The sequence below is a fragment of the Streptosporangium heterodermiicola genome, from assembly GCF_051390675.1.
GTDB lineage: Bacteria > Actinomycetota > Actinomycetes > Streptosporangiales > Streptosporangiaceae > Streptosporangium.
Genome location: NZ_JBPJSR010000002.1, coordinates 595,735 through 618,548 on the forward strand (window position 1 = coordinate 595,735; position 22,814 = coordinate 618,548).

Annotated in this window: 19 protein-coding genes and 1 tRNA gene; 13 read left to right on the forward strand and 7 right to left on the reverse strand. The window is 71.9% G+C overall.

Translation table 11 applies throughout. The features are described from left to right. The first annotated feature begins 98 nt into the window (after positions 1-98). The 5 genes from ACSC1Q_RS06460 (at position 99) to ACSC1Q_RS06480 (ending at position 5,197) form a co-directional block, all read left to right on the forward strand. The gene (locus ACSC1Q_RS06460) at positions 99-1,229 is read left to right on the forward strand and encodes an alpha/beta hydrolase (protein WP_436757724.1); all 1,131 of its coding nucleotides are present in this window, start codon (positions 99-101) and stop codon (positions 1,227-1,229) included. A 263-nt stretch (positions 1,230-1,492) separates the two neighbouring features. Beyond that, positions 1,493-3,118 (forward strand): serine/threonine-protein kinase, encoded by a 1,626-nt coding sequence (locus ACSC1Q_RS06465; RefSeq protein WP_436757874.1) that lies wholly within the window; start codon positions 1,493-1,495, stop codon positions 3,116-3,118. Between the two features lie 85 nt (positions 3,119-3,203). Further along, on the forward strand, positions 3,204-4,019 hold the full coding sequence (locus ACSC1Q_RS06470) for an ABC transporter ATP-binding protein (RefSeq protein WP_436757725.1): 816 nt from the start codon (positions 3,204-3,206) through the stop codon (positions 4,017-4,019). Positions 4,020-4,205: 186 nt separating this feature from the next. After that, positions 4,206-4,940: a DUF7873 family protein gene (locus tag ACSC1Q_RS06475; RefSeq protein WP_350976776.1), complete on the forward strand. Its 735-nt coding sequence runs from the start codon at positions 4,206-4,208 to the stop codon at positions 4,938-4,940. A 123-nt stretch (positions 4,941-5,063) separates the two neighbouring features. Next, positions 5,064-5,197 (forward strand) — tRNA-OTHER (locus ACSC1Q_RS06480). Positions 5,198-5,385: 188 nt separating this feature from the next. Here the strand turns inward: ACSC1Q_RS06480 and ACSC1Q_RS06485 are convergent. Beyond that, entirely contained in the window at positions 5,386-5,673 is a 288-nt protein-coding gene (locus tag ACSC1Q_RS06485; RefSeq protein WP_436757726.1) for an HU family DNA-binding protein, read from the reverse strand. A gap of 401 nt (positions 5,674-6,074) precedes the next feature. Beyond that, positions 6,075-6,248: a hypothetical protein gene (locus ACSC1Q_RS06490; RefSeq protein ID WP_350976774.1), complete on the reverse strand. Its 174-nt coding sequence runs from the start codon at positions 6,246-6,248 to the stop codon at positions 6,075-6,077. Between the two features lie 163 nt (positions 6,249-6,411). Between ACSC1Q_RS06490 and mihF the strand changes: the two genes are divergently transcribed. Beyond that, positions 6,412-6,720 (forward strand): integration host factor, actinobacterial type, encoded by a 309-nt coding sequence (gene mihF, locus ACSC1Q_RS06495; RefSeq protein ID WP_344750230.1) that lies wholly within the window; start codon positions 6,412-6,414, stop codon positions 6,718-6,720. Between the two features lie 236 nt (positions 6,721-6,956). On the opposite strand, the gene aceA is transcribed toward mihF, so the two are convergent. Then, entirely contained in the window at positions 6,957-8,249 is a 1,293-nt protein-coding gene (gene aceA / locus ACSC1Q_RS06500) for an isocitrate lyase (RefSeq protein ID WP_436757727.1), read from the reverse strand. Positions 8,250-8,584: 335 nt separating this feature from the next. Here aceA and ACSC1Q_RS06505 point away from each other — a divergent pair, with 335 nt between their 5' ends. Continuing rightward, on the forward strand, positions 8,585-10,054 hold the full coding sequence (locus ACSC1Q_RS06505; RefSeq protein WP_436757728.1) for a helix-turn-helix domain-containing protein: 1,470 nt from the start codon (positions 8,585-8,587) through the stop codon (positions 10,052-10,054). Between the two features lie 19 nt (positions 10,055-10,073). On the opposite strand, the gene ACSC1Q_RS06510 is transcribed toward ACSC1Q_RS06505, so the two are convergent. Further along, entirely contained in the window at positions 10,074-12,326 is a 2,253-nt protein-coding gene (locus ACSC1Q_RS06510) for a hypothetical protein (RefSeq protein WP_436757729.1), read from the reverse strand. Between the two features lie 131 nt (positions 12,327-12,457). Here ACSC1Q_RS06510 and ACSC1Q_RS06515 point away from each other — a divergent pair, with 131 nt between their 5' ends. After that, complete coding sequence (locus ACSC1Q_RS06515; RefSeq protein WP_436757730.1) at positions 12,458-13,417, forward strand: glucosyl-3-phosphoglycerate synthase; 960 nt, start codon at positions 12,458-12,460, stop codon at positions 13,415-13,417. Positions 13,418-13,606: 189 nt separating this feature from the next. On the opposite strand, the gene ACSC1Q_RS06520 is transcribed toward ACSC1Q_RS06515, so the two are convergent. After that, positions 13,607-14,578 (reverse strand): threo-3-hydroxy-L-aspartate ammonia-lyase, encoded by a 972-nt coding sequence (locus tag ACSC1Q_RS06520; RefSeq protein ID WP_436757731.1) that lies wholly within the window; start codon positions 14,576-14,578, stop codon positions 13,607-13,609. 359 nt (positions 14,579-14,937) lie between these two features. Between ACSC1Q_RS06520 and ACSC1Q_RS06525 the strand changes: the two genes are divergently transcribed. Next, the gene (locus ACSC1Q_RS06525) at positions 14,938-15,372 is read left to right on the forward strand and encodes a cold-shock protein (protein ID WP_436757732.1); all 435 of its coding nucleotides are present in this window, start codon (positions 14,938-14,940) and stop codon (positions 15,370-15,372) included. Positions 15,373-15,550: 178 nt separating this feature from the next. Here ACSC1Q_RS06525 and ACSC1Q_RS06530 read toward each other — a convergent pair whose 3' ends face one another. Next, complete coding sequence (locus ACSC1Q_RS06530) at positions 15,551-16,933, reverse strand: glycoside hydrolase family 16 protein (protein WP_436757733.1); 1,383 nt, start codon at positions 16,931-16,933, stop codon at positions 15,551-15,553. 482 nt (positions 16,934-17,415) lie between these two features. On the opposite strand from ACSC1Q_RS06530, the gene ACSC1Q_RS06535 reads away from it, so the two are divergent. The 3 genes from ACSC1Q_RS06535 to ACSC1Q_RS06545 all read left to right on the forward strand — a co-directional run bounded on the left by ACSC1Q_RS06535 (position 17,416) and on the right by ACSC1Q_RS06545 (position 20,110). Then, positions 17,416-18,255 (forward strand): copper resistance CopC family protein, encoded by an 840-nt coding sequence (locus ACSC1Q_RS06535; protein ID WP_436757734.1) that lies wholly within the window; start codon positions 17,416-17,418, stop codon positions 18,253-18,255. A gap of 143 nt (positions 18,256-18,398) precedes the next feature. Then, a complete protein-coding gene (locus ACSC1Q_RS06540; protein ID WP_436757735.1) occupies positions 18,399-18,785 on the forward strand; it encodes a cupredoxin domain-containing protein in 387 nt (128 codons plus the stop codon). Between the two features lie 8 nt (positions 18,786-18,793). Next, entirely contained in the window at positions 18,794-20,110 is a 1,317-nt protein-coding gene (locus ACSC1Q_RS06545; protein ID WP_436757875.1) for a hypothetical protein, read from the forward strand. Positions 20,111-20,140: 30 nt separating this feature from the next. Here the strand turns inward: ACSC1Q_RS06545 and ACSC1Q_RS06550 are convergent, their stop codons facing one another. Further along, entirely contained in the window at positions 20,141-21,565 is a 1,425-nt protein-coding gene (locus ACSC1Q_RS06550; protein ID WP_436757736.1) for a S1 family peptidase, read from the reverse strand. Positions 21,566-21,888: 323 nt separating this feature from the next. Here ACSC1Q_RS06550 and ACSC1Q_RS06555 point away from each other — a divergent pair, with 323 nt between their 5' ends. Further along, positions 21,889-22,776, forward strand: coding sequence for an LLM class F420-dependent oxidoreductase (locus ACSC1Q_RS06555; RefSeq protein ID WP_436757737.1), 888 nt, complete (start codon positions 21,889-21,891; stop codon positions 22,774-22,776). Positions 22,777-22,814: the final 38 nt, after the last annotated feature.

The window sequence follows — 22,814 nt, forward strand, 5'->3', positions numbered from 1 at the left end:
TGTAGTTGTAATCTCCCCGATATGTTCAATCGCCGATAGAAGTCCACTCTGGGGGGAATGTCCTTTTATGGAGGTCCCCCATGCGCGATGAGATCAATATGGATGTCAGTCCGGTCTACCCCTTCAGCTGGCAGGCCGCGACCCTCAACGCGATCATGCGCGGCACCTTCAAGCCCATCTCCGACCTGCTGCTGAGAAACGACGTCGGCTTCGCCGCGGCCTCCCGCATCGTCGCGCTGGCGGGCAGGGTGCCTTTCCGCCTGCCCGTGCACGTACGCGTGACCCCCGACGAGGCGGGGGCGTGCCCGGGGGAGTGGGTTCGCGCGGGGGAGGAGCTCGACGAGGGCAAGGTCCTGCTCTACTTCCACGGCGGGGGCTACTTCGCCTGCTCTCCGGCGACCCACCGGCCGATCACCTGGCGCCTGTCGGCCGCGACCCGGCGCCCGGTGCTGGCGGTCGACTACCGCCAGGGCCCCGTCCACCGGCCGGCCGAGGCCCTTGAGGACGGCATCGCCGCCTACCGATGTCTGCTGGAGCACGGGTACGACCCCGCCGACATCGTCTTCGGCGGGGACTCCGCCGGGGGCCACCTCACCCTGGCCACGCTCCTGGCGCTCCGCGACCAGGACATGCCGCTGCCGGCCGCCGCCGTGTGCCTCTCCCCGTGGGCGGACCTGACCGGCGCGCCCCGCAGGGTCAACCGGCTGCTCGACCCGATGATCCCGGCCGGCCGTGTCGACTGGCTCGCCCGGCGCTGGACCGCGGGGCTCGACCCCCAGGACCCGCTGCTCTCCCCGGTACTCGGCGACTACACCGGCCTGCCCCCGCTGATGATCGTCACCGGCTCCACCGAGGTCCTGCGCGACGAGGGCCGCCGGGTGGCCGAGCGGGCCCGTGCCGCAGGGGTGCCGGTCATGTACGAGGAGTGGCCCCGCATGCCGCACGTCTTCGCGATCCTCGCCGACGTCGTCCCCGAGGCCCGCGAGGTGTATCCGCACATCGCCCGCTTCCTCGCCGCGACCCAGGACCTCGTGCCCGGCCGCGCCGGCTCGAAGCGGAGCCGCGCCCCGTCCGCCCTCGAACTGCCCGACCTGCCCGACGTCCCCGTGCCGGATCTCTCCGGCCCGGACCCTCTCCTGCCGGGCCTCGCCGAGACGCTTCCCCTCCCCGAGGACGTCTCCGCCCCGGCTCCGCGCAAGCCGTCCGCCCGCTCGCGTTCCGCCGCCTGAGGCGTATCACGGCGTACCAAGAGGCACGTCCGCGAGGCGGCGCGCGTCCTCTTCCCGCTGGTCACATCGTTCCGCCCCATCCCAAGGGCATCCCGCACACCATGGATTCCTTACCCTGAGGGATCATTCGCCTTACCTCTCATATCCCTTCTGACCGGTCGGGAGCGAAGAACGCCCGAATCCCGCCACAGTGTGCTTGCCGTAGCCCGCGCACGAGAGGCTCAACGAGGATGGCACGTGGGGGAGCAGGTCCCGTGAACGGCATGCCGACCGGTGTGCGGCCGCTGACCGTCGGGGACCCGGTCATCATCGGCCGCTACCTGCTGCTCGGCCGCCTCGGGGTAGGTGGGATGGGCATCGTCTACCTGGCCGAGCATCCGCAGGGCGGGGTGGTGGCGCTCAAGACGCCGCACCCGATGCATCTCAACGATGCCACGCTCCGCGCCCGTTTCGCGGAGGAAGTGCAATTCTCCCGGAGAGTGGTGCCCTTCTGCACCGCCGCGGTGATCGAGGACGGCACCGACAAGGACCGCCCCTACCTGGTGTCGGAGTACGTCCCCGGCCCCGCGCTGTCCCAGGTGGTCTCCGCGCACGGCCCCCTCACCCCCGACCTGGCGTACGGCGTCGCGCTGGGGGTGGCCGCCGCGCTGGTCGCTGTGCACGAGGCGGGGCTGGTCCACCGCGACCTCAAACCCGGCAACGTGCTGCTGTCGGACACCGGCCCCCGGGTGATCGACTTCGGGATCGCGAGGGACGTCGACGTGCTCGCCGCGCACACGCAGGCGGGGCAGGTCATGGGCAGCCCCGGCTGGGTCGCCCCCGAGCGGCTCACCGGCGGGCTCGCGCTGCCCGCCTCCGACGTCTTCGCCTGGGGCTGCCTGATCGCCTACGCGGCCGCCGGCCACCACCCCTTCGGCGCCGGGGAGGCGGACGTGCTGACCCGGCGCATCCTGGTCGAGCCGCCGAGGGTGGCCTCGGTGCCCGCGCTGCTGCGCCCGGCGGTCGAGGCGTCCCTGGCCAAGAACCCCGCCGAACGGCCCAGGGCCGCCGACCTGCTCGGCGCGCTGCTCGCCGCGGGCGGCGTGGGCGACCCGTGGGACCTGCGCGAGGCGGTCGCCGAGGTGCTGGCGGAGATCTGGACGCCGGTGCCCTACGCGCCGGGAACCGGGAGGGTGCGGCTCGCGGACGTGTCTCCGCCGCCCTCGCCGTCCCCCTCCTCCCCGTCCCTGCCGTCGTCCTCGTTCCACGACGAGCCCTCGGTCCCGGTGCGGGTCTCCGGGAAGGGGGCCCGCAGGGCCGGGCCGCGCAAGGGCGCGCACCTGTCGCAGGCCGGTTTCGCGGCGCTGGCCACGGTCTCCATGGCGGCGGTCACCGTGGCCGCCGCGACCGGTGGCGGCGGGTCCGACCCTCTCGGCGGTCCCGGCGTCCCCGAGCCGGTGCCGCTCGTCCTCCCCGCGGACGGCACGCCCACCGCCTCCATCTTCCGCGACGGCACCCGCCCGCCCACCGGCAGGCCGCGGGTGCCGACACCGACCGCCCCCTCCACCGTCCAGGTCACCACCACCAGGACCGTCTCGCTGCCCACCACGGGCATCGACGGCCGCGACGGCCGGGAGGATTCGCTGCCGGAGCGTCCCGGGGGGCCCCGGGGCTCGGGCGACTCGCCCGACGACGGCGACGACCCGCGAGACTGCGCGGACGCGACCGCCAAGGGCAAGGGCCGGGCCAGGGACTGCCCGACGGCCTCAAGCGACCCCAAGCCCTCCTTCACCCAGATCCCGCAGACCGGCGACGGGGAGAGCCCGTCCCCGACGCCCACCGCCCCGGCCCCCTCGGGGACGACCATCACCCCGCACCCCACCCCGGGTCCCTCCCTGCAAATAGGCTGAGTCATCCTTTTAGGACGATTTACAGGGAGATATCGGTGCATCGGTTAAAGTAAGCGCCGCGAATCGAGGCGGAGGGGGGATACCGATGGGCGGGCCTGTGGCCGGTGCGGTGGAACTGAGCGGCGTCGGGGTCCGGGTGGTCGGCCGTACCCTGCTGGACGGCATCGGCTGGCGGGTCGGATACGGGGAGCACTGGGTGGTGCTCGGCCCCAACGGGGCGGGGAAGACCACGCTGCTCTCGCTGGCCGCCGCCGTACGCCATCCCACCGAGGGGGCCGTCACCGTGCTCGGCCAGCGGCTGGGCCGGGTCGACCTGCGGGAGCTGCGCCGCCACATCGGCCTCGTCGCGGCGAGCCAGCGTCTCGTCGACGAGGAGCTGCTGGAGGAGGAGGGCGCCACCGCGCACACCGTCGTCCTGACCGGCCACACCGGGACCAGCGCCCCGCTCTGGGACCGCTACGGCCCCGCCGAGCACGAGCGCGCCCACCGCCTGCTGGCCGACATGGGCTGCAAGGACCTCGCGGACCGGCTCTTCCGCGTCTGCTCCCAGGGGGAGCGGGCCCGCGTCCGCGTCGCCAGGGCGCTGATGGCCGATCCGGTGATCCTGCTGCTGGACGAGCCGTTCGCCGGTCTCGACCTGCCCGCCCGCGAGGACCTGATCACCGCGGTGGAGGACCTGGCGGCGACCCGCCCGGCGCTGACCACGGTCACCGTCACCCACCACCTGGAGGAGGTCCCGGCCACCACGACCCACGCCCTGCTGATGCGCGACGCCCGCGTCCAGGTGGGCGGGCCGGTGACGGAGATCCTGACCGCGGAGAACCTGTCGGAGTGCTTCGGGCGCCCGCTGCGCGTCGACCACCTCGACGGCCGCTGGTCCGCCCGCGCGGTGCGGGTCTGAGAGTCCCGCCGGTCCGTTCCGCGCGGTGCGCGGCTGAAAGTTCTGCCGGTTCGCCCGCGCGGTACGTGGCTGAAAGTCCCCGCTGGTCCGTTCGCGCGGTGCGCGGCTGAAAGTCCCGCGCCGACAAGGGGTGATCTGCGGGAAAAGCGGTGTTATGCGGGTGATCTTCCCGGTACGGTGTCACGCATGGCGACCAAGTTGAACCAGATCCTCGCCGTGGAGAAGGGCGTCAAGTCCGACACCCAGCGCAAGGTGACCGACGCTTACCACACGATCCAGAAGAACGCCCTGCTGTCGGGCCTCTCGCGGACCTACCAGCCCATCGACGACGAGGGCGAGCGGCTGCCCCCGGAGTCGACCCGGGTGCAGGTGCAGGGCGAGGACCTGCTCAAGCAGGTGGGCGCCGCGCTCACCCGGCTGTTCGACGTCACCGCCACCAAGGACTGGGCCAACTGCGCCGCGCGGGCCGACGTGAAGGTCGACGGCTCGACCCTCCTGGAGGACGTGCCCGTCACCTATCTCCTGTTCCTGGAGAAGCAGCTGGTCGACCTGCACACCTTCATCGCCAAGCTGCCCGTCCTGGACGCCGCCGAGGCCTGGACGCTGGACCAGTCGACCGACTGCTGGCGGACCGAGCCGGTCAAGACGACCCGTACCAAGAAGGTGCCCCGCAACCACGTCAAGGCGGAGGCCACCGACAAGCACCCGGCACAGGTCGAGGTCTACCACGAGGACATCGTCGTCGGCTTCTGGACCAAGGTCACCTTCTCCGGGGCCGTGCCGCAGAAGCGGGTCAACGAGCTGCTGGAGCGGGTCGGCAGGCTGCAGAACGCGGTGAAGTTCGCCCGGGAGGAGGCGAACGGCACCGAGATCACCTATCAGCGCGTCGGTGAGAAGGTGCTGGGCTACCTGCTCGGGTAAGATCACAGGACTCCCCGCTGGAGCGCGGGGATGCGCGAAAGCGCGAAAGCTGAAACTGAACCGTCAGACTGACACGCGGCCACAGTGGGGGTTCGAGACCCTCCCCCGGCACCACCTGCCGGGGTAGCCCAACAGGCAGAGGCAGCCGCTCACGCTCAGACTCTCGCTCCAGGCTCAGCATTCGCCGCCGGGCGCCGGATCGAACGGATACGGGCGACGATGGTCGAGTGCGGGTTCGAATCCCGCTGGGTGCTCCACATGCGCCTATAACTTAACGGCAGAGTGCGACCTCATCATGAGTGACCCGGATCCTTAAACGTGCCGGTGCCGCGATATGGCGGCACTCCAGGCCCTCGGGGAATGGATACTTCCCCGGGGGCCGTCGCCTTCCCCGTCCGGGGTCGCCTTCCCCGCCCGAGGCCCGAGGCGGCCGGGGGAGGGGCCGTCAGTCCTTCTTTCGCTGGCGGATCAGACCCATGAACCCCGGGCTGGGCTTGAACCTCGCGGTCCAGGTCTCCGCGATCTCCAGCGGCTCCCCGGTCTGCGGGTTGCGCCCGCTCCGCGCGGGCCTGTGCACCATCTCGAAGGACCCGAACCCGGGGATCGCCACCTTGTCCTCGGCCGCCACGGCCGTCTGGATCGTGTCCAGGATCGCGTCGAGAGCCGCGGCCGTCTGCCTCCGGGTGAGCCCGGCCTCGGCGGCGGCCTTCTCGATCAGCTCGCGCTTGTTCATGGGAACAGTTAACGCCATCACCACCCGGTGAATCGAGCCCCGTCCGCCACCCACGGCGTCCGCGCGCCCGTGTGGTCGCCGCGCGGGTGGGAGGGCTCCTACGGTGACCGGGCCTCAGCGCGGTCCGGTGTCTCGCGCCGGTCGCGCGGGTGCCCGCCGTTTCGGTGGCGGGCACCCGTCCTCGTTCAGCGGTCGGGCTGGGCGGCCAGCCTTTCCGCCTCTGTGTGCAGTGCCTCGACGAGGATGAGCTCCAGAAGGAGATCTTCGTCAATGAGGCCGATCAGAACATCCATCGAGCCTCCCTGACTACTTGACGCCCCAGCGGACGCAGAAGTTGACACACGTACCGAACAAGACTCGGGCGTGATCCAACGTTGATCGTTCGGATACTCGGGGGTCCGCTACGCCGGGACCAGCTGTGCCAGATCGACGTGCTCCCCGACCTCACGGATGCTCATGCAGTACGCCACCAGGACCCGCCGCCCGTCGATCCGGCGGGTGACCAGCAGGCAGGGGCCGTCGTGGACCACGATCGCCTCAACCTCGATGCCCTGAGGGCTTCGCCAGATACCCATGAGCCCGAGGCTACGGAGAAGCGGGTAAGGGCGGGGTAACTAAACGGGCATATCGTGATACACGGCATGGAGACTGTGGATCTATATGTATGTCTCCTGATGATTAACCTGGCGACTTTGGGTAGCAGGACGCTGGAATTACCGTCATCAGGGAGAAAACACCATGGCTTTGCCCAAGCTCACCCCCGAACAGCGTCAGGCCGCCCTGGTCAAGGCCGCCGAGACCCGTACAGCTCGCGCCAAGCTTCTCGCCGAGGTCAAGAACGGCGCGCTCAGCCTGGAGCAACTGCTTGGCCGTGAGGACGACATCGCCAAGCGCATCAAGGTGTCGCAGGCCCTGCGCGCCCTGCCCGGAGTCGGTACCGTCAAGGCCGCGCAGCTGATGGCGCAGGCCGACGTGGACGAGGCGCGCAGGCTGGGAGGCCTCGGTACCCAGCAGCGCCGCAAGCTCATCGAGGCCGTCGGCCGCTGAGATGCCTCCCGCCGTCCACCGCCCGCGTTCCCGGGAAAGGTCGCCGGGAACGCGGGCCGTGGAGAACGGGAGGGCCCACCGGAGCGCGGGGCGCGGGTGGGCCGGGGAACGGGGAGGCCCCGCCATACGGACTCGGGGGGAATCCGTGCGGCGGGGCCCGTCGGCCTGGTCGTCGAGCTCGTCCGGGGAACCGTCCCATGCCCTGGAACTCGTCCTGACGAGCCCGGTCCGGAGAGTCAGTGAGCCTCCGCGAACTGCTGCTCCTCCGTCGACCCCTTCAGGGCCGTGGTGGAGGAGTCCGGCGCGACGGCCGTGCTGACCAGGTCGAAGTATCCGGTGCCGACCTCGCGCTGGTGGCGGGTGGCGGTGTAGCCGCGCGCCTCGGAGGCGAACTCGGCCTCCTGGAGCTCGACGTAGGAGGTCATGCCGTCCTCGGCGTAGCCGCGGGCGAGGTCGAACATCGAGTGGTTCAGTGAGTGGAAGCCCGCCAGCGTGATGAACTGGAACTTGTAGCCCATGTGGCCGAGCTCACGCTGGAACTTGGCGATGGTCGAGTCGTCCAGGTGCTTCTTCCAGTTGAACGAGGGCGAGCAGTTGTAGGACAGCATCTGGTCGGGATACTCGGCCTTGACGGCCTCGGCGAACTCGCGGGCCACGTCCAGGTCCGGGGTCGAGGTCTCCATCCAGAGCAGGTCGGAGTGGGGCGCGTAGGCCAGGCCGCGGGCGATGCAGGCGTCCACGCCGTTGCGGACCCGGTAGAAGCCCTCCGCCGTACGGTCGCCGGTGGTGAAGGCCTGGTCGCGGGGGTCGACGTCGGTGGTCAGCAGGGTCGCGGCCTGAGCGTCGGTCCGCGCGATGACCAGGGTCGGCACGCCCAGCACGTCCGCCGCGAGGCGGGCGGCGCTGAGGGTCTTGATGTGCTGGCCGGTGGGGACGAGCACCTTGCCGCCCAGGTGGCCGCACTTCTTCTCCGAGGCGAGCTGGTCCTCCCAGTGCACCCCGGCGGCGCCCGCGGCGATCATGCCCTTCATCAGCTCGAAGGCGTTCAGCACGCCGCCGAATCCGGCCTCGGCGTCGGCCACGATCGGCGCCAGCCAGTGCGGGGCGTCCCCGTCGCCCTCCGACCAGGTGATCTGGTCGGCGCGGAGCAGCGCGTTGTTGATGCGCCGCACGACGGCCGGGACCGAGTTGGCCGGGTAGAGGCTCTGGTCGGGGTAGGTCTGGCCGCCCAGGTTGGCGTCGGCGGCGACCTGCCAGCCGGACAGGTAGATGGCCTTGAGCCCGGCCTTGACCTGCTGCACGGCCTGGTTGCCGGTCAGCGCGCCCAGGGCGTGCACGTAGTCCTCGTTGTTCAGCAGGTCCCACAGCCGCTCGGCGCCGAGCCGGGCGAGGGTGTGCTCCTCCTGGACGGAACCCCTGAGTCGAACCACGTCCTCGGCCGTGTAGGTCCGCTCGGTCCCCTTCCAGCGAGGGTCGGTCTCCCACTCGCGCCGCAGCTCGTCTGCGGCTCCCTTGAGGCGATCATTCATAGTGTGACTCCTTTTCGTCCCCTGGGTGGCCTACTCCGAGTGTGTGCCTCGGCGAAACGGTCAAACAAGGTCGACTCGGACGAAAGAATGGAGATTATTCTCCTAGGATCAATACTCATCGGTATTTGGAGGGGAAGAAGTTAATAGTTTTCTCTATGGACTAGACCAATTCTTGTGCCGGGATCAGGTGTCCGGATGCCGGTGCCCGGGTTGGCCGACCAGACGTCCCGGGGAGGAGCGCGTCGGACGCTCCGGGGGGCGGGCGTGGCGACATCCGCCCCGGAGACCCGGCCTGGAGATGAAATTTCCTCGGAAATTTCGTTTAGCATCGGGTCATGGCATCTTTGGTGGGTGAAGAACCGCTTTCCTTGACGCAGGAGCTCGATCTCATCGCGTTCGGCCAGCGGCTGAGACACCTGCGCAAGCAGCGCGGCCTCACCCTCTCCGACCTGGGCGAACGCGTGAACCGCGCGCCCAGCCAGCTCTCCCTGCTGGAGAACGGCAAGCGCGAGCCGAAGCTGTCGCTGCTGAAGTCCCTCGCCGCCGCGCTCAACGTGCCGATCGAGGAGCTGCTCCGCAGGCAGGCCCCCAACCGGCGGGCACAGCTGGAGATGGCCCTGGAGGAGGCGCAGCGCGACCCCCTGTACGCCGGGCTCGGCCTGGCCAGGCTGAAACTCTCCGCGCGCGTCCCCAACGACGTGCTCGAACACATCCTCGGCCTCTACGGGGAGCTGCGGTCACGCCAGGCCAGGGGGACCGCCACCCCCGAGGAGGCCCGCGCCGCCAACGCCGAGCTCCGCGGCAAGCAGCGTGAGCAGGGCAACTACTTCGCGGAGATCGAGCAGGCCGCCGCCGAGGCGCTCGCCGCGGTCGGCTACCGGTCGGGCGCGCTGTCGCAGAGCACGGTCCAGGCGCTGGTCAACCACTTCGGCTACACCGTCCAGACGGTCCAGGACCTGCCACGCACCGTGCGCTCCATCTCCGACCTGCGCAACCGGCGCATCTACGTCAAGCACGAGCAGGTCGGCATGCACACCCCGCGCACGATCCTGCTGCAGACCCTCGGCCACCTCTCCCTGGGCCATCACCGGCCCCGCGACTTCGCCGACTTCCTGCGCCAGCGGACCGAGGCCAACTACTTCGCCGCCGCCGTCCTGGTGCCCGAGGCCGCCGCCGTGCCGTACCTGCGGGAGGCCAAGAAGGACCGCGCGCTGAGCGTGGAGGACCTGCGCGACGTGTTCGCCGTCTCCTACGAGATGGCCGCGCACCGCTTCACCAACCTGGCGACCAATTTCCTGGACCTGGTCTGCCACTTCGTCCGCAACAACGCCGACGGGATCATCTACAAGGCGTACGAGAACGACGGCATCGTCTTCCCCGCCGACGAGCAGGGCGCGATCGAGGGCCAGCGCATGTGCCTGCAGTGGTCGGGGCGCCAGGTCTTCCTGTCACCCGACCGCTTCTCCGTCCACTACCAGTACTCCGACTCGCCCACCGGCACCTACTTCTGCCTCGCCCACGTCGACATCTCGCGCGAGCGCGACTTCGCCATCACCCTGGGCGTCCCGTACCGGGAGTCGCGCTGGTTCCGCGGCCGGGAGGTCACCACCCGCACCAAGTCCGGCTGCCCCACCGGCGACTGCTGCCGCCGCCCGCCCGCCGAGCTGACCCAGCGCTGGGAGGGGTACGCCTGGCCCTCGGCCCGTGGCAACTCCCACATCCTGGCCGCGCTGCCGCCCGGGTCCTTCCCGGGGGTGGACGAGGCCGACGTCTACACCTTCCTGGAGCGCCACGCCGCGGGCTGAACGCGCGGGACGTTCGGTCTCACCCCGTGGGCGGGGCCGTCCGGTGCAGCGTGAGGGACGGGTGGCCGTGGAACTGGTAGGCGCCCGCGCTGTCGGGGGCCTGCGCGCGCATGGACCGCAGCACCTCGGCCGGCGGCTCGCCGGCGAAGCAGCGCCGGTAGAACTCCGGCGCCGGCCCACCGGCGGCGGGCCAGAGCGGGGCGACGACCGCGCTCGCGCCCGCGAGCAGGAACGCCTGGGCGTTCCCCGGCTCCTCCAGGAAGACGAACGGGGACCCGGCCAGATCGTGTCCCAGCGCCTCGGACGCGGACCCGCCGTCCGTGAAGTGGACGACCTCGGCACCCTGGCCGAGCAGGCCCAGGACGTCGCCGAGCGCGGGGGAGACCTGCGTGGCGCCGTGGTCCGTCACCAGCGGATGCGCCCGCTCCTCGCCGTACACCACCACGACGCGGTCGGCGCGCGCGCTCGGGGGAGGGGGCAACTCGGGGCGCCGCCCGCCGAGGGGCCAGCGGCCGGTCACCGTCTGGCAGTTCAGGTAACCGGGGAGCGAGGGATCGTACGGCTGCTCAAGCACGGCCAGTTCCCAGGGCACGTGCGGCTCCTGGGAGAGGAACAGCACGCTCGGGCGGCGCGGCGCCACCCGGCCGGCCACCGCGTTCAGCAACTCCCAGAACCCCCACGGCACGCGCGAGCCGACCTCCCGCCCCAGCTCCTCGGAGAGACGGCCCCGCCCGGTCAGCCGCCCGCCGAACTCCGAGGCCCGCGTGCCGAGGTCGCAGAGCTCGGCACGGTCGGGGGTGACGAAGTGCGGCGACTGGTAGGTCCACCACAGCCGTCCCGGCCTGTCGCCGTGGACGATGATCGCCGTGACGTCCGCGGGCTCGTCCATCAGGGCCGGGCGGATGCGGGTACCCGAGACCGGCTCCAGCGCCTCGTGCCCGCTCAGGCTGCCGGGCGAGCCGTGCACCGTGATCGCGCGCAGGCCGAACCCGATCACCTGGCCGCGCACCGCGTAGGCCGCCTGGATCTGCCGGGAGACCTCCGGCTCCTCCTGGGCGAGGGCGACCAGGTTGACCGCGGCGCGCGGGTACGGTGCCGTCCCGTCGGCGCGTAACCGCACCCGCCACCCGCCGGGCGCGTCGAAGCCCTCGGCGACGATCTGGATGTCCAGGTCGAGCGGCTCGCGCGGTATCGCGGTGCCGTCCTGCCCCTGGCCGGGGGCGACGCCGATCGCCACCTCGGCACCCCAGCCCGCGACCGCCTCGGCGGGGGACTCGATCAGCGGGATCCCCTTCCACTCGGACCCCGGCGCGGTGGCGGCGGGCGTCTCCTTGCGCCGCCTGCGGAAGGCACCGGTGAGCCGGTCGAGAACCGAGGGTCCCCGGGCCCCGGTGGGAGCCGGGGATCCGGCGGGCGGCTCGGGCGGTGTCGGCGGTGTCGGCGGTGTCGGCGGTGCCGGTTCCTGGGGTGCCGACGAGAGCGGACCCTGCGGTGCCTGTGAAGCCTGCGGTGTTCCCGGCGGCGCCGGGGGTTCCGGGGAGGGGGGCTGGGGCGCCTGCGGTCCGTGGGACGGCGGCGCCGGGGGGAACGGCGACGGGAACGGCGACGGTCCGGGGGATACAGGGGACATGGGAGGAACGGGGTCCGCGGCCTGGTCGGGGTGAGACCAGTCGACGCTCATGGCACCGGTGGACGGCATGTCGTCGTGATCGCCGTCGCGCGGGTCCTCGCCCCGGTCCCGCGGTGCCCGCCCGGGGTCCGGCGCCGGTCGCTCCCGCTCCTCCGCGCCGGGGAGCATCCAGTCAGGGGTGTAGGCGGCGGTCCGCGGGGCGTCGTCCGGATCCCAGCCGGAGGGGTCCGCGCCGGAGGGGTCCGTGCCGGAAGGGTTCGTGCCGTTCGGCGGGGCCGTGCCCCAGGAGGGCGGCGTGGGACCCGCGCCGCCCGGCGACGGAGGGCTGAGGCTGCTCCCCCCGCTCCCGCCGCTCCCGTGCGAGCCGGGCTCGGCGCCCGCTCCCTGGGAGAGCAGGGGGAGCACCTGCTCGGCGGTGATGCCCCGGTCCAGGCTGAGCAGCGCGGTGAGCCGGTCCCAGGCGGGACCGTACTCGGCGACGAGCATGATGACCGCGTCGGCCAGCTGCTCCGGGGGCCGGCTGCCCGCCTCGGCGAGCAGCGGATCCAGCCGGTCGCGAAGCTCGCCGGAGGCGCCGCCCATCAAGCTGTCGAGCTCGTCGCGGACGCCGCGCGCCGCCCGCATCACGGCTACCGGGTTCATGCCGTCCCCCCTCGTTCCGGACTGGACTGATCTTCCCACCTGCGCGGCGGGGACGGGAGCCGGTAGGTGTGCGGAATCGGCGCCACATAAGGTGATACCCCTAACCACCGAGGTGATGGAGAGGACGGGTCGTGCTGCCTGAGGTCGAGGCGTGGCTACGCGGGCGCACCTCATCCTCGGCCGACTGGGCGCTGCCGGAGCTGCTGGCGGCCAAGGGGAGGACGACGATCAGCGTCGTGCTGCCCGCCCGCGACGAGGAGGAGACGGTCGGGGAGATCGTCGCCGCGATCCGCCGGGATCTCATGGAGGCCGTGCCGCTCGTCGACGAACTCGTGGTCATCGACTCCCGCTCCGTCGACGACACCGCCGCACGCGCCGCGCGGGCCGGGGCGACGGTGATCGCCCAGGACGAGGTACTGCCCGACCTCAAGCCGCTGGACGGCAAGGGCGAGGCGCTCTGGAAGTCCCTCGCCGCGACCTCCGGCGACCTGCTGGTCTTCGTCGACGCCGACCTGCGCGAGTTCCGTACGTCCTTCGTGACCGGGCTGCTCGGCCCGCTGCTCGCCGACCCGGCGGTGGTCTACGTCAAGGGCTGCTACGACCGGCCCCTGCAGAACGTGCAGAGCGGCGGCGGCCGGGTCACCGAGCTGGTCGCCCGCCCCCTGCTCAACCTGCACTGGCCCCGGCTGGCCGGATTCGTGCAACCCCTCGCGGGTGAGTACGCCGGGCGCAGGTCCGTGCTGGAGAACGTCCCGTTCGTCACCGGCTACGGGGTGGAGCTCGCCCTGCTGATCGACCTGCTCGATCTCGCCGGTCTCGACGCCCTGGCCCAGGTCGACCTGGGCCGCAGGGTGCACTCCCACCAGTCGACGGAGGCGCTCGGCGGGATGGCCGCCCAGATCCTGCAGACCTCGTGGTCGCGCCTGGAACGCCAGAACATGATGGTCTCCCTGCACCGGCCCTCCCCCCGCCTGGCCCAGTTCCGCCGGGGCGCGGACGGCCACCAGGTGAGCGTCCGGGACGTCGCCGTCGCCGAACGCCCCCCGATGATCACGATCCCGGCCTACCGCGCCGGCCACCCCGCCCGCTGACCGGGCCGTACGGCCGGAAGCCCGGCGGCGAGCACATCGGTGGCCCGGGGGAGGCTGTCACGAGGAGGGCCTGGCTCGCGCTCGCGGTCCCGCGAGGGGCGTCCCCGGAACCGGCGTTCCGGGGGTGCTCCGGACGGTGCTCCGGACGGTTTTCGGACGGTTTTCCGGGCCGGGCCCGGAGCGCGTCGGTCACGAGCCCAGCAGTGACGCGTAGCGCTCCAGGTCGACGTTGCCTCCGCTGACGATCACACCGACCCGCTTCCCGCCCAGCTCGGCGGCGAGGTTGCGGACGGCGGCCAGGCCGAGGCAGCCGGTGGGCTCGACGACGATCTTCATGGCGGACCCGAAGAGCCTCATGGCGTCGACGAGCTCGGCGTCGGTGGCGGTGACGATGGCGTCGACCTCGCGGCGGATGATCTCGAAGGGGTAGGCGCCGAGGTGCTGGGTCTGCGCGCCGTCGGCGATGGTCTTGGGCGTGTCGATGTGGACGATGGAGCCCTCGCGCAGCGACCGCCGCCCGTCGTCGCCCGCCTCGGGCTCGACCCCGTACAGCGCGCAGCCGGGTGACAGCGCCCGGGCCGACAGCGCCGTACCGGAGAGCAGGCCGCCCCCGCCCAGGGGTACGAAGAGCGCGTCGAGGTCGCCGACCTCCTCGAACAGCTCCTTGGCCGCGGTGCCCTGACCGGCGATCACGTGGGGATGGTCGTACGGCGGGATCAGCGTGAGGCCGCGGTCGGCGGCGAGCGCGCGGCCGATCTCCTCCCGGTGCCCGGTGTAGCGGTCGTAGCGGACGACCTTGCCGCCGTACCCCTCGGTGGCGGCCACCTTCGAGGCCGGCGCGTCGTGCGGCATGATGATCGTGGCCGGGATGTCGAGCAGCCGGGCGGAGAGGGCGATCGCCTGGGCGTGGTTGCCCGAGGAGTAGGTGACCACGCCGGAGCGCCGCTGCTCGGGGGTGAACCGCGACAGCGCGTTGAACGCGCCCCGGAACTTGAAGGCGCCCATCCGCTGGAAGTTCTCGCACTTGAACACCACGTCGGCGCCGACGCTCTCGTTGATCCGGCGCGAGCGCAGCACGGGGGTGCGGTGGGCCTGCGGCGCGATGTGGGCGGCGGCGCTCAGGACGTCGTCATATGTCGGTGGCGTCGGTGACGGGGACATCGGCTGCCTCTCCTGGGTCGGCACGGCTACGGACTCGAAGCCTGGCATCCCCGCCGGACGGCCGGTGTACCGGGGGAGGGTTCCCGCGCCGTGCGGGACGTCTTCGGCGGGTGACCGTTCACGGTGTCGTGAAGCGGTGTCATGAGGCGATGTCGTGAGGCGATGTCGTGGGACGACGTCGTGGAGGGGTGCGGTGAGAGGCGTTGTGGAGTGGTGTCCTGGAATCGGCTCGGACACGGTCGGGCCGTCCGGTCTAGCATCGGGTCGTCCGCGGTGTGACAGGCAGGCGGATTCACTGTCCGGACAGTTCCGGAAAGTGACAGCGAAGCGGTGCGATTCTCTGTGTAGGTGGTGTTGTTGTGGCAGTCGGTACGATCCTTCGTTTCGATGAGGTACGCGGGTACGGTTTCATCGCCGCCGTCGGCGGGGGCGAGGATGTGTTCTTCCACGCCAACGACTTCGGTGAGAGCCGGCACGTCGTCCAGCCCGGTCTGCGGGTGGAGTACGAGGTCATGGAGGGCGAGCGCGGTCTGAAGGTCTCGACCGTCAGCCTCCTGGACCCGCCGCCGGTCCGGCGGCCGGTCGTGGCGGTGACGCCCCCGGTCGCCGGTGTGGCCTCGCAGCAGCTCGGTGACGACGACGGCGTGTGCGACGTGCTGTCGGCGAAGTCCTTCAACGGCGCGGTGACCGAGTTGCTCATCGAGCACGCGCCCACGCTGACGGGCGCGCAGATCGGGCAGGTCAGGCAGCGTTTCCTGGCGTTCGCACGGTCCCACGGCTGGGTCGACGACTGAGGCGGGCCGACGTTTTCCCGGCAAGCCGATTCCCCCCGGTGAGCAGGCGTCTCCCCGGCGGACCGGATGTTTCTCCGGCGGGCCCGGGCGGGCCGTGGCGCGGTGGGTGTGATCCGGAGCGGTGCGGCTTGCGCGTCCTGGAGGGCGCGCAAGCCGCGGTGGGGCCGGTGGCCGGGGGTCAGCCGAAGGAGAACCAGTTGATGTTGACGAAGTCGGCGGGTTGCCCGCTGCTGAAGGTGATGTAGACCGTCTGGGTCCCGGTCACCCCGCTGATGTTGGACGGGATCGTGCGCCAGCTCTGCCAGCCCCCGGTGTTGCCGAGGGCGAAGTCGCCGATCGGGGTGGCCGTCGGGCTGCCGAGGCGCACCTGGACCAGCCCGCTGACCCCTCCGGCCGCCCCGGACGCGACGCGGGCGTTGAACTGCGTGGCCGCCGTGCCGCCGAAGTTCACGCCGTCGAAGCGCAGCCAGTCACCGTTGCCGATCTGCGCGACGTTCTGCCCGCCGCCGCTGTCGGTGGTGGTCTCCAGCGACGTGCCCGACTGCGCCTGGTATCGCTCGGCCTGGATGGTCGAGCGGGCGTCCACCCCGCCCGGAGGAGGCGTGATCGTCGGGCTGGGGCCGGGGCCGGAGCCGCTCTGCCAGACGGCCACGTAGTCGACGAGCATCGGGCGTCCCGAGACCGTGGCGGCGGTCGGGGTCGGCCCGGCCAGCGCGTTGGGGAACGCCCCGCCCATGGCCACGTTGAGCAGCAGGAAGTAGCCCTGGTGGCCGGTCATGTTGTTCCAGGTCGTGGCGTCGAACTGCGACTGGTTGACGCTGTGGAACTGCTGCCCGTCGACGTACCAGCGCAACTGGTTCGGGGTGACGGCGCGGTCCCACTCGAAGCGGTAGGTGTGGAACGCCGACTGGCAGGAGGAGCCGGGGCAGGCTCTGCTGGCGCCGAGGCCGGTGGTCTCGTTGCAGGGCCCGCCGGGGTTCACGCCGCAGTGGAGCACGCCCCAGACGGAGTTGATGCCGTTGACGTTCTCCATGATGTCGAACTCGCCGATGCCGGGCCAGTTCCAGTAGTTGCCGCGGTACGGCGCTCCCAGCGCCCAGAAGGCGGGCCAGTATCCCAGGGCCGCGCTGCCGGTGACGTTGGGCATCTGGAGGCGGCTCTCGATGCGCAGGACGCGCCCGGCGGCGGGCTTGAAGTCCGAGCGGCGGGTCTCGACGCGGCCCGACGTCCACTCGCTCCCGCTCTTGATCGGGGTGATGCGCAGGTTCCCGCCGCCGTCGAGGCTCAGGTTGGCGGGGCTGTCGGTGTAGCGCTGGACCTCACCGGTGCCCCAGTTGGCGGGGCCGCCCGGGTAGGCGTGACCGGTGTCGACGATCCAGTTGGCGGACGAGGGCAGCGATCCGGCGCCGCCGTTGAAGTCGTCGCTCCAGACCAGGGACCACCCGGAGGGGGTCGCCGGTACGGAGGCGTGGGCGGCGATCGCGATCAGCGTCGGCACCAGGGCGGCGGCGACGACCGAGATCCATCCGAGAGAGCGCTTTCTTCGCGGGGGGTTGCTCATTCGGAACCTCTCACAGGGCGAACGAGAAGGAACGGCCGAACGTCGCTGCAGCGTAAAGACCGATTGTTTTCACTGTTACGCGAAGGTTAAGTTTGGTCAACACCTCCGTCGGAAAAAGCCTGAGAGCGCTCTCAACAGTTGGCCGCGAGGTTCGGGGGGCCGCCGCGCACCGCGGGACGGATGCGAGGTTGGTGCGGGACGGACGCGGGACGGACGCGGGGCGAACTCTGAGCAGGCACGGGAGGGGCTCGGAGCAGGCGTGGGACGGATGCGGGGCGGGCGTGAGAGGGGTGCGGGGCAGGCGCGGGGCAGGCGTGGGGCGGTGTGGCTCACAATTCCTGACACTCTTTCGTTGGATGCGCACCATAGTTCTGTTCATATGGGACAAAAGCGGCTACTCTCGACGAGAATTGACCTTGAGCGGTCGAAATCGCCCGCGGTTCCCTTGGCCTGTGGGCCTTCGGTGGAGAGCAGAGGTGGCGATGGCGCGCTGGTTGGGCCAGTTGCTCGTACTGGCCGTTGTCGCCGGCGTCGCGCTGACCGCCCTCGCGACGCCCGCGTCCGCGCACGGCCAGCTCGCGATGTCGACGCCGGCCAAGGACAGCACGGTGAAGGAGCCGCTGGAGTCGCTCGCGCTCTACTTCACCGAGAAGCCCGCCCCGAACGCGTACTTCACCGTCACCACCCCCAGCGGTGCCCGCGTCGACGAGCCGTGGTCGCACGGGGGGCCCAAGCGCCTCGACGAGCCGGTCACGGAGTACAACCTCGTGGACGGCAACTGGCAGCCGAGCCTCTACCACACCGGGTTCCCGGCGATGGTCCCGGTCGCGTACTGGCCGGAGCAGGGCCTGTACGTCGCCCGCTACGTGTCGGTCGCCTCGGACGGCGAGAAGGTCACCGGAGAGGTCAAGTTCACCTACAAGGGCAAGATGTCGGAACCGCCCAAGGGCTGGAAGGCTCCCACGAACGAGCCCGACCCCGCGCTGCTCAACCCGGCGGAACCCGGTGTCACCGCGCCGTCGGCCGGACCGGCCGTGCCCGCCACCTCCCAGGCCACCCCGCAGACCACGCCCCAGGCCGCGGCCTCGAACGCGCCACAGGCCACCTCGGGCTTCGACCTGTCGGTGTGGCTGCTGCCCATCGCCCTCGTCGTCGGAGTGGGGTTCATGGTGGTCCGGGCGGCACGGCGGCCGTCGCCCCGCGACGCGGAGGTCCGGCGGCGCTCCACCGGGCCGCCCGGGAGAAAGCCCCCGGGCCGGCCCGCTACCACGCCGGGCAAGGCGCGGAGCGGCAAGGCGGTCAAGACCGCCAAGCGCCGCTGACCCGCCCGGTCCCGCCCGCCCCCGTTCCCCCGGCCCCGCCGGTGTCCCGCCGTCCCGTCCCCGTACCGATTCGCCGTCCTCGCCACCGTGCCGGCTCGCCCGCCTCTCGCGCCGGCCTGACACCCACCCCCAGGAGAACAGTCATGACGTCCCCCCTTGCCCGCCGCCGCTCGCCGTTCGCCGTGCTCGTGCTCGGCGTGACCCTGCTGATGGCCGCGCTGACGGTCACGGCCTGCGGCTCGTCCAGCGCGGCCCCCGGCGCCTCGACGGTCAAGGAGATCACGGTGACCATCGCCGGGCGGCAGGTGACGCCCCCGCCCGGACGGATCGACGTGACCAAGGGCCAGACGGTACGGATCACGGTGACCGGTGACGCGGCCGACGAGGCGCACGTGCACGGCTACGACAAGGCGGCGGACCTGAAGCCGGGCACCCCCGCGACGATCGAGTTCGTCGCGGACCAGGACGGGCTCTTCGAGGTCGAGACCCACCACTCGAAGCTGCAGCTCTTCCAGCTCGTGGTGCGCTAGGCCCCGTGATGCTCCTGGCTCACGGCATCGGCGGTCGCCAGGACCTGCCGATCCCCTTCGAGGCCGCGCTGACCGGCGCGATCCTCGCCCTGCTGGTGTCGTTCGTGGCACTGGGCGCCCTGTGGACCGAGCCGCGGCTGGGCGGTGACCTCCGCCGCCCCCGCCCGCTCGCCTCCCTGGTCCAGGGGGTGGTGTCCGCGCGGGCGTGGCCGTGGTTCTGGCGTGCCGTCGGGCTCGTCGCCGCGGCGTACTTCTGCGTGGGCCTGCTCTTCGGCCCGGACAAGGTCGAGAACCCCACGGCGGGGGTGTTCTACGTCCTGTTCTGGGTCGGCCTGGTGCCGCTCTCGCTGCTGTTCGGGCCGGTTTGGCCGGTCCTCAACCCGCTGCGGACGCTGCACCTGCTGGCCTGCCGGGGACTCGGGCGTGACCCCGAGACCGGGCTGCGCCCGCTGCCGGGCGGGCTCGGCTACTGGCCCGCCGCCGCCGGTCTCCTCGCCTTCGTCTGGCTGGAACTGGTCGCCCCCGAACGGGCCACCCTGCCCGTCATCGGCGCCTGGCTCGCCGTGTACGTCGTGTTCATGCTCGGCGGAGCGGTGCTCTTCGGGTCGCGCTGGTTCGGCCACGCGGACGCGTTCGAGGTCTACAGCACCCTCGTCGGCCGGCTCGCCCCGGTGGTGAGAGGCCCCGACGGCGTCGTGACCTGGCGTAACTCCCTCGACGGGATGGCCGGGCTCCGGCCGGTGCCGGGGCTGACGGTGCTGGTGGTGGTGCTCCTCGGCTCCACCATGTACGACAGCCTCTCCAACGCCCCGATCTGGGTGCGCTTCGTGCAGGAGAGCGCGGTTCCGGCCCCGGTCGTGGGGACGGTGGGCCTGCTCGTCGTCATCGGGCTGGTCCTCGCCGCGTATCGCGGCGCGACCTCACTGGCGGGCCGCTGGGGGGCGGCGGAGCCGGGTACGACGGCGGGCGAGCTCGCCCACGCGGTGGTCCCGATCGCCGTCGGGTACGTGGTCGCCCACTACTACACGCTCCTCCTGCTCGAAGGCCAGCGGACCCTCTCCCTGCTCTCCGACCCGCTGGTCAACGGCGCCGACTGGCTGGGCACGGCGGGGTGGACCGTCCAGGCGATCGGTACCTCCCCGGCCGGGATCGCCATGCTCCAGGTGACGGTCATCGTCGTCGGTCACGTGCTCGGCACCGTGCTCGCCCACGACCGCGCGCTGGCCCTCTTCCCGAGGCGGACCGCCGTCATCGGGCAGATCCCGCTGCTCGTGCTGATGGTGGTCTACACGGTGGTGGGCCTGCTCCTCCTCTTCGCGGGCTGACCCGCCCCGCCTGTCGCCGGACCCGCCCTGTTACCGGACCGGTCGCGGAGTGGGGACCGAGGGCGGGGCGGGGGCCGGGGGCGGGGCGGGGGCGACGGTCATCAGGGTGAGGTGGTAGGCCTTGAGGATCTCGCGGATCGGCTGGAAGTAGGTGACGGTGTCCGTGGCACCCGTGCCGCAGTCGCCCCAGCCGCCGGAGGTGACCCCCTGGGCCTGGTCGATCGAGACGAAGGCGCCGCCGGAGTCGCCCCGCTCCGAGCAGACGTTGGTACGGGTCAGCTCGAAGATCTTTCCCGTGGGGTACACGGCACTGACGTCGCGCTGCAGGATGAGGCCGCAGTGCCAGCCGGTCGTGGAGCCCGACCGGCAGACCGAGGCACCCTCGATGGCCGTCGTGGCGCCGGCGACGGGCACGGTGGTCCCCGCGCCGCCGCTGCTCACCTCCGCCGTGGGCACCCAGTCGTCGTTCACCGCGATCCACGCGAAGTCGCTGACCGGGAAGGTCGAGCCCCGGAAGACGCCCTGCGCGACCTGGTTGAAGCCGGTGGTGACGTCGCCCTTCCTGCCGCAGTGGCCGGCGGTGACGAACCCCCTGTGATCCCCGCGGGTCACCGGGAAACCGACGGAGCATCGGCCCGTACCGGTGTAGTAGGCGTCACCGCCCTTGAGGCCGTACCGGGGACGCTCCGGGACGTGGAGGGGACGGTTCGGGACGCGCAAGGGGCGCGGGTCCTCCTTGGAGGCCAGTACGACGACCAGGTTCGCGTCCACCCCGATGGACTTGATGACGTTCTGGGTCACCGGGGCGTACCTGGACAGGACGACGACCTTGTTGCTCCGCACGTCGACGTAGCGGACGCTTCCCCCGGCCGGTCGGGCGGGCAGGGCGTCGTCGAGTTTCCGCTTGACCGCCTTGAGCGTCGCCAGCGACGCGCGGACGACCTCGGCCCTGGCGCCCGCGGAGACGATCGCCGGGATGTCGGCGGCGCTGGTGGTGGCGACCACGAGGGTACGCGCGGTGGTGCCGGTGAACCAGGAGCCGCCGAAGCGGCCGCCGAGTTCCTCGCGCAGCCGCGCCTCGACCGGTGCCAGCCGGATCTCGTTGCGCGGCCGGGCCTCGGCCTGCCTCCTGGTGAGACCGAGGTCGCGCTGGAGCGCCTCGATGACACCCGGCGGCAGGTTTATCGCGGGGGGAGTGCTCTCCGCCCTCTGGGGCGGGGCCACCGGGGTGAGGACCGTCGGGATGACGGCCGCCGGGGTGAGGACCGCCGGGGTGGGAACGGTGCCCGCCGGCCGGGGCGCGGTGTCGCCCGGCGAAGGTGCCGGGACGGGGACGGGGACGGGGGAGGGGGCGGCGCCCGCCGCCCAGCGCGCGGCGAGGGCCGGAAGGGGCGTCAGGGTGAGCGCGGTGATCGCCAGGACGCACCCGGTGGCGGCGATGTGGTTGCGGGACATGTGATCTCTCCTCGGCCTCTGCTGTGAAGCGTGAGGGGGGAGGTCGTCCCGCGTCGCGAGTCGGCCGCGCGACACGGGAGGTCGTCCCGCGTCGCGGCGAACCGTACGACACGGGCATCGCCACCCTAATCCAGTCACCACCGGTTCCGGCCGGAGCGGCCGGACGCCACGCTGCGCGCCCGCCCGGTTTGCCGTGGGACGTGCTGGAGATGAAGGGGCAGGCGGGAGGGCCGGTGTTCTCAGGACGGCCGGTGACCGCGCCTCGTTCCCGCGAGCGGGGCCGAGGACAGGAGACAGGTCCACCTATGTTGAGGGAGGTCGTCATGCCGCGGCACAGCCGGTTGGGCAGGTTCGGTGTCTGGAGCGGGGCCTGGGGCAACGCGTTGCGCGGCGACGGCCCGGCCGACATGGGCGAGTTCGGCGACGCGGCGGCCGAGCTGGACGCGCTGGGGTACGGCACCATCTGGCTCGGCGGCAACCCGGCCGTCGACTACGCCGTCCCGCTCCTCGACGCGGCCCCTCGCGTCACCGTGGCCACCGGCATCCTCAGCATCTGGGAGTACGGGGCCGCCGAGGTCGCCGCCCGGCGGGCCGCCCTTGAGGAGCGGTATCCCGGGCGTTTCGTCCTGGGACTCGGTGTGAGCCACGAGGGTTTCGCCGAGCGGTACGCGCGCCCGTACTCCGCGATGCGGGAGTATCTGGACGCGCTCGACTCCGCCGCCGATCCGGTGCCCGCGCAGGCGCGTGTCCTGGCCGCCCTCGGCCCCAGGATGCTGGAGCTGGCCAGGGACAGGTCCGCGGGCGCGCACCCGTACCTCGTCACCGTCGAGCACACCGCCCGGGCCCGCGAGATCCTGGGGGAGCACGCCCTGCTCGCCCCCGAGCTGAAGGTCGTCCTCGACCCCGACCTCGACAGCGCCCGCGACAGCGCCCGCGGCTATCTCCGCCTCTACCTGAAGTTGCCCAACTACACCGGCAACCTGCTCCGGCTGGGTTTCGGGGAGGACGACTTCCGCGACGGCGGCAGCGACCGGCTGGTGGACGCGGTGTTCGCGCTCGGCGACGCCGACGCCGTCGCCGGGAGGGCCGCGGACTTCATGGCCGCGGGAGCCGATCACCTCGCGATCCAGGTGGTGACCGGCGACCCCTTCCGCGACCTGCCGCGCGCCGCGTGGCGCCGCCTGGCCGAGGCGCTCCCGCTGGACGGCTGAGACGGGCCCGCTGAATGGCTGAGACGGGCCCGCGCCAC